Below are 15,868 nucleotides of genomic sequence, written 5' to 3' on the forward strand. Positions count from 1 at the left end.
ACGATAGCAGGGGAAGGAGAATGACGATGAAACGATTCGAGATTGCGGCAATACCGGGAGACGGAGCAGGAAAAGAAGTTGTGGCGGCTGCTGAGAAAGTGCTTCATACAGCTGCTGAGGTGCACGGGGGTTTGTCATTCTCATTTACGTCATTTCCATGGAGCTGTGACTATTACATGGAACACGGCGAAATGATGCCTGAGGACGGAATACATACACTCACCCAATTTGAAGCGGTTTTCTTAGGGGCGGTTGGAAATCCGAAGCTTGTTCCCGACCATATCTCATTATGGGGGCTGCTCCTGAAAATCCGGAGAGAACTCGAGCTTTCTATTAATATGAGACCTGCCAAACAAATGGCGGGCATTACGTCGCCGCTTTTGCATCCAAATGATTTTGACCTCGTGGTGATTCGCGAGAACAGTGAGGGTGAATACAGTGAAGTTGGCGGACGCATTCACAGGGGCGATGATGAAATTGCCATCCAGAATGCCGTGTTTACCAGAAAAGCGACAGAGCGAGTCATGCGCTTTGCCTTCGAATTGGCAAAAAAACGGCGCGGCCATGTGACAAGTGCAACAAAGTCTAATGGTATATATCACGCGATGCCGTTTTGGGATGAAGTCTTTCAGCAGACTGCCGCTGATTACTGCGAGATTGAAACGTCATCCCAGCATATTGATGCGCTGGCCGCTTTTTTTGTGACGCGTCCGGAAACGTTTGATGTCATTGTGGCAAGCAACCTGTTCGGTGATATTTTAACCGACATCAGCTCGAGCCTGATGGGGAGCATCGGCATTGCGCCGTCTGCGAACATCAATCCGGACGGCAAATACCCGTCTATGTTCGAACCGGTTCACGGCTCAGCTCCCGACATTGCCGGTCAGGGTCTTGCCAATCCAATCGGCCAGATTTGGACAGCGAAGCTGATGCTTGACCATTTCGGAGAGGAAGAGCTGGGGGCAAAGATCCTCGATGTGATGGAACGAGTAACGGCTGACGGCATCAAAACACGCGACATTGGAGGGCAAAGCACAACGGCTGAGGTCACGGACGAAATTTGTGCGCGGTTAAGAAACCTATAATCATGTAGGCCGGGGCGAAGTTGCCTCGGCCACTTACAACATTTCAACAGATTCCTAACCAAGAAGATCCCAAATGCTGTATAATGACATGGAATTCTTTAGGAAGGTATCAGGTGAAAGAAGTTGAACGCAAAAACGATCACATTAAAGAAGAAATCAAAAACCAAATTTATTGTACTCAGTATCGCATGTATCCTGGCTTTCATATTCATGATCAGAATGGCATTTTATATTCCCTATCTTGTTGAAGGTTCATCAATGGCTCCAACGCTAAAAGACTCAGAACGGATTTTGGTGGACAAAGCAGCCAAATATACAGGCGGGTTTCAGAGAGGCGACATCATCGTGATTCATGACGAAAAGAGCGGCCGTTCATTTATAAAACGGTTAATCGGTTTGCCGGGCGACTCTATTATCATGAAGGATGATCAGCTATACATAAACGGTAAGAAAGTCGACGAACCGTATCTAAAGGAACATAAACAAGAAATGCAAGCGTTAGGGGAAAACCTCACGAATGATTTTGAAGCTGAGGTGCCTTCCGGCAAATATTTTGTCATGGGAGATAACCGTCTCAATTCGGTGGACAGCAGAAATGGAATGGGTATGCCTTCTGATGAAGATATCATTGGTACTGAGTCTCTTGTCTTTTATCCGTTCGGTGAGATGAGACAAGCAAAATGAATACATACGCAAAAAAGAGATGATGCTTGATGAAATGAAAGAAAGGGGTGGAGAATGGTGAAACCTTATATGCTACCTCACCGTTATCCGTTTTTGTTTATTGATGGCGTGATTGAAAGTGAGCCCGGCAAACATGCAGCTGCTTATAAGCTGGTCAGTGAGAACGACTGGTTTATCACTGACACGCAAACAGAAATGCCGTTTTCACTTATGATTGAAGCACTTGCGCAAACCGCGGCTTTTACAGGGATTACAGATGAGAACAGCTTGGGCTTATTGTCATCCGTGAAAAAAGCGGAAAAGCTGGGCGCGGCCGTACCGGGTGACCGGCTTGATCTATCGTTTGAAGTCACGCGAAATCGCCGCGGGTTTGTGTTTGGACATGCCAAGGCGTCAGTGGGCGGGCGGCCTGTTGCTGAAGCTGAAATCGGCATCTATATTGAGAAATGAAAAAAACCCTTCACAACCATTTTTGTGAGGGGTTCTATTATTTCGTATCGTAATCTCGTTCGCTTTGTGAGTCATCTCTTTGCTGGCGTTTGTGTTTTTCATCATTCATGTTTTCCTTCAGCTCTTCATTCGGTATCGGATCGGTTAAGTCATTATGCTCGGGATTTTCATTTGGGCGGTTCTGCTGTTTTCTTTCTTTCATGTTTGATCACCTCACTATTTGTTTTCCTCTTATCAGTGCACCTCAAACATGTGAAATCGCTTTTTTGTTCTGCTCGGTGTAATGTATTAGAATAGAAAGAAGCACAATTAAGATAAAGAGAGGTACATATATGTCTGTTCAAAGAGAAAATGTAGATATCAAGCTGATCGCAATTGATATGGATGGAACGCTGCTGAATGACGAGCAGCTGATCTCGGATGAAAACCGTAAAGCCATTCGTGAAGCAGAGGATAAAGGCGTGTATGTGGTGATCAGCACGGGCCGTACGCTGATGACGTGCCGGGAACTGGCTGAGTCGCTGGAGCTGTCGTCTTTTTTAATCACGGCTAACGGAAGCGAAATCTGGGATTCGAATTTTAATTTAGTGGAACGCAAGCTGCTCCACACGGATCATATCAAAATGATGTGGGATTTGCGGAATAAACACAACACCAATTTCTGGGCTTCAACCGTTAACAAGGTGTGGAGAGGCGAGTTTCCGGAAAACATCACCGATCATGAATGGCTCAAATTCGGATTTGACATAGAGGATGACGACATTCGAAACGAAGTGCTGGCGGAGCTTAGAAAAAATAAAGAGCTCGAAATCACAAACTCAAGCCCGACAAACATTGAGGTCAACGCGCTCGGCATCAACAAAGCCGCAGCCCTTGCGAAGGTTTCTGAAAAACTTGGCTTTACGATGGAACATGTCATGGCGATGGGCGACAGCTTGAATGATATCGCGATGATCAAAGAAGCGGGGCTGGGCGTAGCGATGGGCAATGCTCAAGACATCGTGAAAGAAACGGCTGATTGGATCACTGATACAAATATAGAAGATGGAGTCGCTAAAGCGATACGCCATTGGGTACTATAAGAAAAAGAGTCCTGAGATAAGGACTCTTTTTCTATTTAATCAGGGAGATTTTCTTCTAGGTCGATGGTAGGTTTTCTAACAAAGTTATTTCACAAACTAATATGATTGAATATAATGAAATAAAGTTCAAAAATTCGGAATAGTCGTTCCGAATTTCGGAACAATAAAATACATAAAGCAATCATTTGCTTGGCAGGAGGGATTCTGTGTTTCAAGTTGATTTAAATTGTGATTTAGGGGAAAGCTTTGGAGCCTATACGATAGGTCTTGATCAAGATATTTTAGAGTTTGTCACATCGGCGAATGTCGCCTGCGGATTTCATGCAGGGGATCCCGGTGTCATGCGGAAAACAGTTGCCCTTGCTGCTGAAAAAGGCGTGAAAATCGGCGCGCACCCGGGACTCCCGGATTTACTCGGCTTCGGCCGCCGAAATATGGCGATTTCTCCAGAGGAAGCGTATGATCTTGTGGTTTATCAAATTGGCGCCTTGTCAGGATTTTTAAAAGCGGAAGGTCTTCACATGCAGCACGTCAAGCCGCACGGCGCTTTGTACAATATGGCTGCAGTCGATCAGAAGCTATCGGATGCCATTGCAAAAGCTGTCTACAAGGTCGATCCAGGACTGATTCTTTTCGGCCTTGCTGAGAGCGAGCTTGTAAAAGCGGGAGAACGGATCGGGCTGCAAACAGCAAGCGAAGTATTCGCCGACAGAACATACCAAGCGGACGGCACACTGACACCGCGCTCCCAGCCGGACGCACTCATTGAAAGCGATGATGCCGCCGTCACTCAGGTGATTAGAATGGTGAAAGAAGGGGCGGTCAAATCTCAGCAAGGACAAGATGTGTCCTTAAAAGCAGATACGGTTTGCATTCACGGAGACGGTGCCCATGCGCTGACGTTTGCGCAAAAAATCCGAAAAGAGCTTACATCAGCCGGAATCGAAGTGACTGCTATTTCAGCCCAGAAGTAATCAGAAGGAGGAAAATAGATGGAGCAGCAGAAAAAAACAGCAGGGAAAAAAACGGGCAGCTGGTCATTGCTCATGGGTGCCGCCTTCTTAATGGCAACATCAGCAATCGGCCCGGGATTCCTGACACAAACCGCAACATTTACAAACACACTCGCAGCAAGCTTCGGTTTTGTTATTTTAATTTCTATTATTTTGGATATCTTCGCTCAAACCAACGTATGGCGTATCATCGCGGTCTCAGGAAAAAGGGGCCAGGAGATTGCGAATATGGTGTTTCCCGGACTGGGATATTTCATCGCCATTCTCGTCGTGCTTGGCGGACTTGCCTTTAATATCGGGAATATCGGAGGGGCTGGGCTCGGACTGCAAGTCTTGTTCGGTATTACACCAGAAACAGGCGCCTTAATCAGCGCCGTCATCGCAATTCTGATTTTTGTCATCAAGGAAGCAGGAAAAGCGATGGATCGTTTTACGCAAATCGCGGGGTTTGCCATGATCATCTTAACGCTGTACGTCGCAATTTCGTCTGCGCCGCCAGTCGGACAGGCTGTGGCAAACACATTTGTCCCTGAACATATCAGTATATTCGCAATTGTCACATTAGTCGGCGGGACCGTCGGTGGATATATCACATTTGCCGGCGGACATCGTTTGCTGGATGCTGGGATTAAAGGCAAGGAATCCATCCCCCAGGTGACAAAAAGCTCAGTTATCGGCATTTTAATTACATCGATCATGCGAATCGCCCTTTTCTTAGCTGTGCTCGGTGTTGTTTCAAAAGGCCTGCACATTGACGAAAGCAATCCGGCCGCCTCTGTGTTCCAGCTGGCAGCGGGAAATGTCGGTTATAAAATTTTCGGATTGATCATGTGGTCAGCAGCCATTACGTCCGTTATCGGAGCCGCTTATACGTCTGTTTCGTTTTTTAAAACCTTTTCTCCAAAAATTGAAAAGAATTCACGCGGCATTATTATCGGATTTATTGTCGTTTCCACATTAGCCTTTGTCACCATCGGCCAGCCGGCGAAAATTCTCGTGCTTGTCGGATCTCTGAACGGTTTGATTCTGCCGATTGCGCTTGGAACGCTGCTCATTGCCGCATATAAGAAAAACATTGTCGGTGATTATAAGCATCCGCTTTGGCTGACAGGCTCAGGTGCACTGGTTGTCATCGTCATGGCGATTATGGGCATCTACACGTTATTTACACAACTTCCTCAATTGTGGAGCTGATAAGAGTGGATCATTTGAACAAGATGGCGCCAAGAGATGTGCGCGCGCTCATACGAGAGGGGAAAATAAACGGCCCGACCGCCGGAATGTCCGGCGGCTATGCTCAAGCGAACCTTGTGATTTTGAAAAAAGATCTGGCATTTGACTTTCTGCTGTTTTGCCAGCGGAATCAAAAGCCTTGTCCGGTGCTGGATGTGACGGAATCCGGGTCGCCTGTGCCGTCGCTTGTTGCGCCAGATGCGGATATCAGAACGGATTTTCCAAAATACCGTGTATACAGGCACGGTGTTTTGACGGAGGAAGCATCAGATATCACGCCATACTGGGAGGACAATTTTGTCGGTTTTCTGATCGGATGCAGTTTCTCTTTTGAACAGGCGCTGATCAATAATGGAATACCCGTCAGACATATTGACGAGGGGACGAACGTTCCGATGTACAAAACGAATATAGATTGTGTTCCGGCGGGGCCGTTTCATGGACAGATGGTTGTCAGTATGAGACCGGTTCCTGAACGGCTCGCTGTACGCGCCGCACAGGTGACCTCGCGTTTTCCGGCTGTGCACGGAGGACCGATTCATATCGGCAATCCCAAAGCGATCGGCATACAGGATCTGGGCAATCCGGATTTCGGAGATGCCGTTTCTGTTCGTGAAGGCGAGGTTCCTGTATTTTGGGCATGCGGAGTCACTCCGCAAGCTGTGGCTATGAATGTAAAACCTGAAATGGTCATCACACATGCGCCGGGGCATATGCTCATCACAGATATTCGAGACGAGTCGCTTGCGGTGCTGTAACCTCTCGTCCTCCTGATGAACGAGAAATAAACGAGGTGAGAAAGATGACTGAACGATTACAATTCGAACAGCTCGGTGATTCTGCAATGATGATCCGATTTGGAGAAGAAATAAGCGAGCAAGTAAACGGTCTTGTCCATGCCGCTGCCGCTTATATAGAAGAACAGCCGTTTCCGGGATTCATTGAATGTATCCCGGCTTTTACGAGTCTTACCGTATTTTATGATATGTATGAAGTGTACAAGCATTTGCCTCAAGGCATCAGCTCACCTTTTGAGAAGGTGAAACGCGATGTTCATGAGCGGCTTGGAGAATTAACGGCTGATTATGAAAGCAGCCGCCGCGTCGTTGAAATTCCCGTCTGCTATGGCGGTGAATTCGGGCCTGATTTAGAAGAGGTGGCTAAGATCAATCATCTGACACCCGAAGAAGTCATTGAGATTCATACAGGCGGCGAATATGTGGTGTATATGCTGGGCTTTGCACCGGGGTTTCCGTTCTTAGGCGGGATGTCCAAACGTATCGCAGCTCCAAGGAAATCGTCGCCAAGACCATCAATTCCAGCCGGTTCAGTCGGAATTGCGGGACTGCAAACAGGCGTTTATCCGATTTCGACACCGGGCGGCTGGCAGCTGATCGGCAAAACGCCGCTGGCTCTATTCCGGCCGCAGGAAAACCCGCCGACGTTATTAAGAGCAGGAGATATTGTTACATTTGCCCGCATCTCAGAGGATGACTATCGCGCCTATAAGGAGGAGTCCAATTGAGCATGAAAGTGTTAAAGCCCGGACTGCTCACAACGGTTCAGGATATAGGCAGAACGGGGTATCAAAAATACGGCGTGCTGGCAAGCGGCGCCATGGACACGGTGTCGCTTCGAATCGCCAATCTGCTGATCGGTAACAGCGAAAAAGAAGCCGGCCTTGAAATTACGCTGATGGGTCCCGGCCCGTCGCTTTATGTGTCAGAACCAACGCTGATTGCTGTAACAGGAGCGGACTTTACCCTGCGTGTGAATGAAGAAGAAGCGCCTCTTTGGAAACCTGTGCTCGTTAAGGAAAACAGCACGATCACCTTTGGCCCCTGCAAACTCGGCAGCCGTGCTTATGTAGCGATAGCCGGCGGCTTCAATGTACCTGCTGTCATGGAAAGCAAAAGCACGTATGTCAGAGCGGGAATCGGCGGATTTCGCGGAAGAGCGCTTCAGAAGGAAGATGAACTGCCGATTGGTGAAATGTCATTTCTTTCGAAAACCATCGTTTCCCGCTTGAGCCACCACCTTGGTCAGCGAGGATTTGCAGCGCCGAACTGGTCAGTCAGCCGATACAGATTTCTGCCGTTAAAAAAGAATCCGGTGATCCGAGTGCTGGAAGGAAAACAATTCTCTTTTTTCACAGAAGAATCGAAAACGCAGTTTTATGAAGAGACGTTTCGTGTCACTCCGCAGTCCGATCGGATGGGCTACAGGCTCAAAGGGGAACCGCTTGAATTGAAGGCGCCGCTTGAGATGGTGTCAGAGGCGGTTACATTTGGAACAGTTCAGGTGCCGCCTGACGGCAATCCGATTATCCTTCTTGCAGATAGGCAAACGACGGGAGGTTATCCGAGGATCGCTCACATCATTTCAGCTGATCTTCCGATTGCCTCGCAAATCATGCCGGGCGAGCACGTCCAATTTGAGCCTGTGTCCCTTCAGGAAGCGGAAGCGCTTTTCATTGAACGGGAAGAGTATCTAAAAGAACTGAAAACAAGAATGAAAATGGAATGGCTGACATAACAAAGGGGATGGAATGATGCAGAATAAAAACAAAACCGTAGTAAAATCTATGGCGCTGCTCAATTTGTTTTTGCATGAACCAAGCCTTACTTTAAGCGAACTCGTTTCCCTATCAGGAATGCCGAAGACCTCTGTTCACCGAATGGTCAGCTCACTGGAAGAAATGGGGTTCCTCAATCGAGACCCATCCGGCGTTTATACGCTGGGATTGGTGTTTTTGGAATTCGGTCAGCTTGTCGCGGACAGACTCGATATCAGAAAAATAGCCAAGCCTGTGATGGAGGAGCTTTGCCGTGAAGTAGATGAAGCCGTTCAATTGATTATGAGGGACGGAAATGAAGCAATCTACGTGGAGAAAATTGAAGGGACACAGACCGTTCGCCTGTACACTGCAATCGGCCGGCGTTCTCCTCTGTACGCAGGAGCATGTGCCCGGAGCATTTTGTCCTTTCTGCCCCGTGAAGAAATTGAAGCGTACATGAAACAGACAGAGCTCATTCCGATCAGTTCAGGGACCATTACAGATCCGTCAAAGCTTCTTGAGGCGATTGATACCGCGGTGCAAAACGGCTATACCGTCAGCTATTCAGAACTCGAAAATTATACGGCGGCCATTGGTGCGCCGATTTTCAACCATCATCACCAGGTGGCGGCAGGTATCAGTATTGCAGGGTTTGAAGCGAGATTTACAGAAGACAGGCTGCCGTACTTAACGGAAAAAGTAAAACAAGCCGCTTTGCAGATATCCAGAAAAATAGGGTATCCATAAGTAGCCGATCTTTTCTCTTCTGCGTACATTAACGTATCGACGTTCATGAGTGGAGGAAAGATCATGGTGCTTCAATATACAGCGCTCGGAGATTCTTTAACGACGGGGAGAGGCTCAGGGCTGTTTTCTGCCGGATTTGTCCAGCGCTTCAGGGACATGATGGTAGCCGATCTGAAATCAAAAACAGCCGTATCGGTTTTCGCCAAATCCGGCCTTGATACAGAGGAAATCCTCGGCCTCCTGTCATATCCCTATGTTCAAAAACAAATTCAAGCCGCTGATATGATTACGATCACAGGGTGCGGAAATGATCTCATTGAATCTGTATTATCCTATCAATCTTCTCAGGATGAAACGATTTTCAGTCGTGCGTCCGCGCATTGTCATGAGAATTTTGAAAAGATGATTGCTCAAATCGCCAAAATCAAAGGGGCAGATCCATCACCTTACGCCATCCGTGTTTTTAATTTATACAATCCGTTTCCCGGCATTGGCATTGCTGATCAATGGATTACTTCATTTAATTCGCATTTAAAAACGCTGGCCTCAGCGCCTCATGTTAAAATCGCTGACGTTTACAGTGTCTTTAAAGGGAAAGAGCAGGAATACCTGTCTTTCGACGGTGTCCATCCGAATAGCAGCGGCTATCAGGCAATGGCCGAAGTGCTTCGCGGACTAGGTTATCGATAATGATCAGTTTCATAGAAAACGCGCCTGATCACTGGCGCGTTTTTTTTATATGAATTCAAATATTAAAAGAAACTTAAATTTCCCCGTCTCATGTTCTATATACAAAAAAAGTGCGCTAGAATAATGGAGGGCAAAGGCAAATATAGGCATAACGCTCAATATTTCGTATATCAGGAAGGATGGTCCTTTTGTTTCGCATTTTTAAAATGTCTTTTGCGGTTATCATTATCATACTGGCGCTTATCGCTTTTAACTATACGGAACACACCTCTGTTATCCAATCGGTCATGCTCGTATTTCTGGGCGCGGTCATGTTTATTCAGGGACTTGAAGAACGCAAAAAAGAAAACGACAGCTCAGGAGCATTTAACATTTATACTGCCGTTTTCGTTTGGTCTGTTTCTCTCATCGGTTTTACGCTTTATATGATATAAATCTATGATACATCCAGAAAATGCTCAACCGTCGGGAACGGCGAATAAAACTGATGCAGCAAGGCTTTCCACTCTTTGTACTCGGAAGACCCGCGAAAGCCTTCAGTGTGGTCCTCAAGCGTTTCCCACTCTACGAGCAGCAGGTACTTATGTGTTTCTTCCATGCATTTTGATAAAGAATGTGTGATATAGCCCTTCATTCCGGCAATGATCGGCGCCGCCAGCCGGAACGCCTCCTCAAATTCTTGTTCAAGTCCCTCTTTAATATGAAGCATAGCTGCTTCTCTGACCATGTGATCCCTTCTTTCCCTCTTTTCAAATAGTTTACAGGAAACGAAAGGAGATTTCTGCAAAATCGATGAACCTTTTCCTTCATTTTCAAAAAAATCTTGCACGTACTAATTCATTTAAGAGAAAATAACAAGTGGAAGGCAGGGGAAAGTCATGTGTAAAAAGTGTATTCTACTATTATTTCTATGTATCGGGCTGATCGGATTAATCGGATGCTCCAAAACAGATTCACCAGAGGACCGAATGGAAGCATTCGTAAAACAGTGGAGCGATCAGCAATTCGATGACATGTATCAAAGCCTGACCAAAGATGTAAAAAAAGAAATCTCCAAAAAGGATTTCGTCAGCAGATATAAAACCATCTATGAGCAGGCAGGCGTAAAAAATCTGAAAGTCACTGCGGGAAAAGTGGATGAGGATGATAAAGACAATAAAACGATGAAGCACATCCCATACAAAGTCAGCATGGACACAAATGCGGGTAAAGTCAGCTTTAAAAATACCGCTGTGCTGAAAAAAGAAAAAACAGATGACGAGGAGTCATGGAATATAGATTGGGACCCATCGTTTATTTTCAAGCAGCTGGCTGATGACAAAACCGTTCAAATCGCCAGCATTGAACCGAAACGCGGCCAAATCTACGATAAAAACGGGAAAGGCTTAGCCGTCAACACAGATGTTCCGGAAATTGGAATTGTTCCCGGAGAGCTTGGTGATAAAAAAGAAAAAGTCATAAAAGAGCTCGCGAAAAAACTGGATGTAACTGAAGATGACATCAACCAGAAGCTGAAACAAAGCTGGGTCAAAGATGATTCATTCGTGCCGGTCAAAAAAGTAAAACCGGACGAAGAAAAACTAGTGTCTGAAGTGACGTCATTAAAAGGCGTCACAAGAACAAATGTCAGCTCACGCTATTATCCGTATGGCGAAAAAACAGCCCATCTGACAGGCTACGTTCGTGCGATTACGGCGGAAGAACTGAAGAAAAAGAAAGACGGAACGTATAGCGATACGTCAAACATCGGAATCTCAGGTCTTGAAAATGTGTATGAAGACAAGCTTAGAGGCACAACAGGATGGAAAATCTACGTTCCGCAAACCGGCGAAGTCATCGCTGAAACGAAAGCGAAAGACGGTCAGGATCTTCATCTCACAATTGATATCAAAACACAAACAAAGCTGTATGACGAACTGAAGGATGACAGCGGAGCGGCAGTCGCACTGCAGCCGCAGACAGGTGAAACACTGGCTCTTGTCAGCGCGCCTTCTTACGATCCAAACGGATTTATTTTCGGATGGAGCGATAAAGAATGGAAAAAACTAAACGGAGACAAAAACAATCCGTTTTCTGCGAAATTTAACAAAACATATGCGCCAGGATCTACAATTAAACCGATTGCTGCTGCCATCGGCCTGAAAAACGGCACGCTTAAAGCCGCAGAGAAGAAAACAATCAAAGGTAAACAGTGGCAGAAAGATTCAAGCTGGGGCGGCTATTCTGTTACACGAGTGTCTGACAGCCTAGAGCAAGTGGATTTGGAACATGCCCTGATCACCTCAGACAATATTTACTTTGCACAAAACGCGCTTGATATGGGTGCGGATACCTTTACAAAAGGCATGAAAACATTTGGGTTTGCAGAGGATATTCCATATGAATTCCCAGTCCAGCAATCGTCAATTGCAAACGGCAAGTTAGACTCAGACATTTTGCTTGCGGATACAGGCTACGGACAGGGACAAATGCAAATGTCTCCGCTTCACCTAGCGGCAGCTTACACGCCATTTGTCGATAATGGAGACCTCGTGAAACCGACGCTTATCAAGAAAGAGTCACAAACCGCTGATGTCTGGCACAAACAAGTGCTCACGAAAGAAGGAGCCGCCGATATTACAAAAGGGTTGAAAGGCGTAGTCGAAGATGAACGCGGGTCAGCGTATCAGCCTGTCGTAAAAGGAATCACTGTGGCTGGAAAAACGGGAACAGCCGAGCTGAAAAAATCAAAGGATGATAAAGACGGCACCGAAAATGGCTGGTTCGTCGGCTATGACTATAAAAACAAAGACCTGCTTGTCGCGATGATGATTCAAAATGTTCAAGATCACGGCGGCAGCCACTACGTAGTCGAAAAAGCAAAAAAGCAATTTCAATCGAAATAAAACCTTTTTAACGGGAGTGAAAGGAAAAAGGGCGTCTGAGGCCGAATGATCTAGTAAGGGGCAAAAACCCGGTTTATTAAGAAAAGAGGGATTTTGCATGCAGCGTATTCATTTGGCGGAGGATCTTCAATTTTCAAGAGTGATACACGGGCTTTGGCGTCTGAATGAATGGAACTATTCAGACGCTGAGCTGCTCAGTCTCATTGAGTGGTGTGTCGATCAAGGTATCACCACCTTTGATCATGCGGATATTTACGGGGGCTACACGTGCGAAAAACGGTTTGGAAATGCTCTTGCTCTTTCACCCGGATTAAGGGAAAACATAGAGCTGGTCACAAAATGCGGCATCGTTCTTGAATCACCTGAACGCCCAGCTCACCGATCGCACCATTATAATACAAGCAAAACTCATATTCTGGCGTCTGTTGAACAGTCGCTTTTGAATCTCAGAACGGATTACATCGATGTGCTGCTGATTCACAGACCGGACCCGCTCATGGATCCGGAAGGAGTGGCTGAGGCGTTTCATGCGCTGAAAAGCTCCGGCAAGGTCAGATATTTCGGTGTTTCGAACTTTAAAGGCCATCATTATCGAATGCTGGAATCGTATCTGCCTGAAAAGCTTGTCACCAATCAAATTGAGCTTTCCGCATATGAATTAGAAAATATTCAGGACGGCACATTGAACCTGTGTCAGGAAAAACGGATTTCTCCGATGGCCTGGTCGCCGCTTGCAGGCGGTAAAGTATTCGCCGGAAACACGGAAAAAGATCGCCGCATTCGCACGGCGTTTGAAACCGTTCAGGCTGAAATCGGTGCTGCCTCATTGGACATGGTGATGTACGCATGGCTCTTCACGCATCCGGCCGGCATCATGCCGATTGTCGGAAGCGGAAAACGCGAGCGGATTTCCGCCGCGGTAAACGCCTTGGCGTATAAGCTTGATCAGGATCAGTGGTTCCGTATTTATACAGCCGTACAAGGCCACGATATACCATAAAGAAAAAGCATCAGCATAACGGCTGATGCTTTTTCAATACTGTCACACCGCTTAGTGCCAAATTCCCATTTATAAGTGATTGAATCCTATATGAAAGCGTTTTATATTAATAAAGAAAACCTCTTTTTCCTCTTTCTATATCTCCATGCGACCTCATCCGCACATCACGAATGTCTGGAGGCCTTTTTATGTATATGACTGCAAGAGAACAAAAGCTTTTAAAGCACTTATTATTACTGAACCGATATGTAACGGTAACGGAGCTGGCTGAGGTGATGGAGGTCAGCACCAGAACCATTCACAGAGAGCTAAAATCAATCAAGCCGCTGATGGAGACTGTGGGGCTCAAGCTCGATAAACAGCCCGGCAAAGGCTTGAAGGTGCTAGGGAATCCCGAAGATAAACAAAAGCTGATCACCGAGCTGTCACATGAACAGCATGAATACAGCGCGGACGAACGAAAACTGCTGATTCTCTGTTCGCTATTGGAGTCCCAAGAACCGGTGAAGCTGTACACGCTCGCTCATGATCTGCAGGTCACCAATGCTACGGTCAGCTACGATTTAGATGAGCTGGAGAAATGGATTTCTCCATTCGGATTAACACTGATTCGAAAAAGAGGCTTTGGCATCCAGCTAATGGGGCCGGAGAACGCGAAACGAAAAATTGTCGGCAATCTGATTGTGAACCGCCTCGACATCCAAATGTTTTTGGAAGCGGTTGAATTAAACATTAAAGGAAAAGCCGATTCCTCCGAGAAGATGTTCGGGGTTGTCAGCAAAGGCGAGCTGTTAAAAATGGAGCGGATTTTATTCCAGCTGAAAGAAAAAATCGCATTTTCTCTATCTGACAGCTCCTATATAGCGCTTGTCGTTCATCTGACGTTTGCGATCGAACGCATTAAACTTGGTGAAACGATCAGCATGGAAGAGAGCGAGCTTGATGAACTCAAGAGTGCAAAAGAATACAGCTCCGCTCTGGAAATCGCGGGTGAGCTTGAACGTGCTTTCGGCGTGACAATCCCGGAAGCGGAGGTCGGCTATATAACGATCCACCTGCGAAGCGCCAACCGCAAATACAAAACAGAATACAGAGCACAGGAAATAGAGCTTGAAACAGCCCTGCAAACAAAACGGCTGATCGCTTTTATTTCAGATAAAATCAGAATGGATCTGACGAAAAACTACTCTTTATATGAGGGCTTGATTGCCCATTTGGAACCGGCCATCAGCCGTATGAAAGAAAACATCGATATTTATAATCCATTGAAGGAACAGATCAAGCGCGATTATTTTCTGCTGTATATGGCGATAGAAGAGGGTGTGGAGAAATTTTTCCCGGACATGTCCTTTTCCGATGATGAAATCGCCTTTATCGTTCTACACTTCGGTTCAGCGCTTGAAATCAAAAAAGAAGAAGCTAAAGTGAGAGCCCTTGTTGTCTGCTCAAGCGGAATTGGTTCTTCGAAAATGCTTGCTTCGAGATTGAAGAAAGAGCTGCCGGAAATTGAATCGTTTGATATGTCCTCCCTGATCGAGCTGAAGGACCGCGACACTCAAGCCTATGATATGATTGTGTCCACTGTGCCGATCCCATATCAAAACATCGACTATATTATGGTCAGCCCGCTTTTAAATGAGGAAGACGCAAACCAGGTGAAGCAATATATCAAGCGGAAAATCCCGCTCATTCTTGAGAAAAAAAGAAGCCCGAAGGAAGAGACGCGGCAAGCCGACATCCCTGACATGCTGGCAGCGGCGGAAAGCGTCGGACGATACATGGCGGTCATTCAAGACGTCTTGCGCCATTTTTCACTTACTGAAATGAAAACAAAACGGGATCACGGCGTGCTGCTGTTCGAGCTTTTTCAACAGCTGAAAAACGATGGCCTCATCCGAGATCCGAAAAAAGCGGCTGATTGCCTTGCAGAACGCGAAAAACAAGGGGGATTGGGCATACCCGGTACAAACATGGCGCTTTATCATCTCAAAAATGATCATATCGTCCTGCCTTTTTTCAAAATGTACGATCTCAGCACATCTTTTGAAGTCAATGGCATGGACGGAAATACCCTCAGGATGACGAGAATTCTCGTCATGATGGCGCCGGCCACATTATCAGCAGAAGGCTCAGAGGTTTTGAGTGCGATCAGCTCTGCCATTATTGAAAGCGGAGAAAGCATGGCGGGCTTTCAGGAGGAAGGGGAACGAGAACTGTATCAGCGTTTAAACCGCATCTTTTTCAATTGGATGAAAGAAAAAAACATCCCGTAATCATACATTTCACACGCCAAAAAAAGGCGTGTGTTTTTGTTTGGATGCAGAACAAAATAAAAAAATGCGGGACTATTTTATCATTCTGTAATGGAATAGTTCCAAAATGAAATAGTTTTACAAGTTATCTTTTTTGGGTTAAAATGGGTGAGGTAAGGAAGATAATCTA

Annotated in this window: 17 protein-coding genes; 15 read left to right on the top strand and 2 right to left on the bottom strand. The window is 46.2% G+C overall.

The window, feature by feature from the left end; genetic code table 11:
• Positions 1 to 20: 20 nt before the first annotated feature.
• From NSU16_RS02345 to NSU16_RS02355, 3 genes are all read left to right on the top strand, one after another.
• Entirely contained in the window at positions 21 to 1,085 is a 1,065-nt protein-coding gene (locus NSU16_RS02345) for a tartrate dehydrogenase (RefSeq protein WP_081720862.1), read from the top strand.
• 123 nt (positions 1,086 to 1,208) lie between these two features.
• Positions 1,209 to 1,769 (top strand): signal peptidase I, encoded by a 561-nt coding sequence (lepB, locus tag NSU16_RS02350; RefSeq protein WP_268444301.1) that lies wholly within the window; start codon positions 1,209 to 1,211, stop codon positions 1,767 to 1,769.
• Positions 1,770 to 1,838: 69 nt separating this feature from the next.
• Positions 1,839 to 2,219 (top strand): 3-hydroxyacyl-ACP dehydratase FabZ family protein, encoded by a 381-nt coding sequence (locus NSU16_RS02355; RefSeq protein ID WP_339192634.1) that lies wholly within the window; start codon positions 1,839 to 1,841, stop codon positions 2,217 to 2,219.
• A 37-nt stretch (positions 2,220 to 2,256) separates the two neighbouring features.
• On the opposite strand, the gene NSU16_RS02360 is transcribed toward NSU16_RS02355, so the two are convergent.
• Positions 2,257 to 2,421, bottom strand: coding sequence for a hypothetical protein (locus NSU16_RS02360; RefSeq protein ID WP_010333048.1), 165 nt, complete (start codon positions 2,419 to 2,421; stop codon positions 2,257 to 2,259).
• 130 nt (positions 2,422 to 2,551) lie between these two features.
• On the opposite strand from NSU16_RS02360, the gene NSU16_RS02365 reads away from it, so the two are divergent.
• The 9 genes from NSU16_RS02365 to NSU16_RS02405 all read left to right on the top strand — a co-directional run bounded on the left by NSU16_RS02365 (position 2,552) and on the right by NSU16_RS02405 (position 9,975).
• Positions 2,552 to 3,301: a Cof-type HAD-IIB family hydrolase gene (locus tag NSU16_RS02365; protein WP_229149925.1), complete on the top strand. Its 750-nt coding sequence runs from the start codon at positions 2,552 to 2,554 to the stop codon at positions 3,299 to 3,301.
• Positions 3,302 to 3,507: 206 nt separating this feature from the next.
• A complete protein-coding gene (locus NSU16_RS02370) occupies positions 3,508 to 4,275 on the top strand; it encodes a 5-oxoprolinase subunit PxpA (protein WP_339191960.1) in 768 nt (255 codons plus the stop codon).
• Between the two features lie 18 nt (positions 4,276 to 4,293).
• A complete protein-coding gene (locus NSU16_RS02375) occupies positions 4,294 to 5,508 on the top strand; it encodes an NRAMP family divalent metal transporter (protein ID WP_010333051.1) in 1,215 nt (404 codons plus the stop codon).
• A gap of 5 nt (positions 5,509 to 5,513) precedes the next feature.
• Positions 5,514 to 6,305: a putative hydro-lyase gene (locus NSU16_RS02380; RefSeq protein WP_268471677.1), complete on the top strand. Its 792-nt coding sequence runs from the start codon at positions 5,514 to 5,516 to the stop codon at positions 6,303 to 6,305.
• A gap of 44 nt (positions 6,306 to 6,349) precedes the next feature.
• A complete protein-coding gene (gene pxpB, locus NSU16_RS02385; protein ID WP_339191961.1) occupies positions 6,350 to 7,072 on the top strand; it encodes a 5-oxoprolinase subunit PxpB in 723 nt (240 codons plus the stop codon).
• Positions 7,073 to 7,074: 2 nt separating this feature from the next.
• Positions 7,075 to 8,082 (top strand): biotin-dependent carboxyltransferase family protein, encoded by a 1,008-nt coding sequence (locus NSU16_RS02390; protein ID WP_339192635.1) that lies wholly within the window; start codon positions 7,075 to 7,077, stop codon positions 8,080 to 8,082.
• A gap of 16 nt (positions 8,083 to 8,098) precedes the next feature.
• Entirely contained in the window at positions 8,099 to 8,851 is a 753-nt protein-coding gene (locus tag NSU16_RS02395) for an IclR family transcriptional regulator (protein WP_010333055.1), read from the top strand.
• Between the two features lie 63 nt (positions 8,852 to 8,914).
• Positions 8,915 to 9,541 carry a GDSL-type esterase/lipase family protein gene (locus NSU16_RS02400; protein WP_229149945.1) on the top strand — a complete coding sequence of 209 codons (627 nt, stop codon included), beginning with the start codon at positions 8,915 to 8,917 and terminating at the stop codon, positions 9,539 to 9,541.
• A gap of 188 nt (positions 9,542 to 9,729) precedes the next feature.
• On the top strand, positions 9,730 to 9,975 hold the full coding sequence (locus NSU16_RS02405; RefSeq protein ID WP_010333057.1) for a YczI family protein: 246 nt from the start codon (positions 9,730 to 9,732) through the stop codon (positions 9,973 to 9,975).
• A 2-nt stretch (positions 9,976 to 9,977) separates the two neighbouring features.
• On the opposite strand, the gene NSU16_RS02410 is transcribed toward NSU16_RS02405, so the two are convergent.
• The gene (locus NSU16_RS02410; protein ID WP_010333058.1) at positions 9,978 to 10,268 is read right to left on the bottom strand and encodes an antibiotic biosynthesis monooxygenase; all 291 of its coding nucleotides are present in this window, start codon (positions 10,266 to 10,268) and stop codon (positions 9,978 to 9,980) included.
• Positions 10,269 to 10,419: 151 nt separating this feature from the next.
• Between NSU16_RS02410 and NSU16_RS02415 the strand changes: the two genes are divergently transcribed.
• The 3 genes from NSU16_RS02415 (at position 10,420) to NSU16_RS02425 (ending at position 15,699) form a co-directional block, all read left to right on the top strand.
• Complete coding sequence (locus NSU16_RS02415) at positions 10,420 to 12,426, top strand: penicillin-binding transpeptidase domain-containing protein (protein WP_339191962.1); 2,007 nt, start codon at positions 10,420 to 10,422, stop codon at positions 12,424 to 12,426.
• Between the two features lie 97 nt (positions 12,427 to 12,523).
• The gene (locus tag NSU16_RS02420) at positions 12,524 to 13,426 is read left to right on the top strand and encodes an aldo/keto reductase family oxidoreductase (protein WP_339191963.1); all 903 of its coding nucleotides are present in this window, start codon (positions 12,524 to 12,526) and stop codon (positions 13,424 to 13,426) included.
• 188 nt (positions 13,427 to 13,614) lie between these two features.
• Entirely contained in the window at positions 13,615 to 15,699 is a 2,085-nt protein-coding gene (locus NSU16_RS02425; RefSeq protein WP_339191965.1) for a transcription antiterminator, read from the top strand.
• Positions 15,700 to 15,868 lie beyond the last annotated feature (169 nt).

The sequence above is a fragment of the Bacillus sp. FSL K6-1003 genome (genome assembly GCF_037964945.1).
GTDB classification, from domain to species: Bacteria; Bacillota; Bacilli; order Bacillales; family Bacillaceae; genus Bacillus; species Bacillus mojavensis.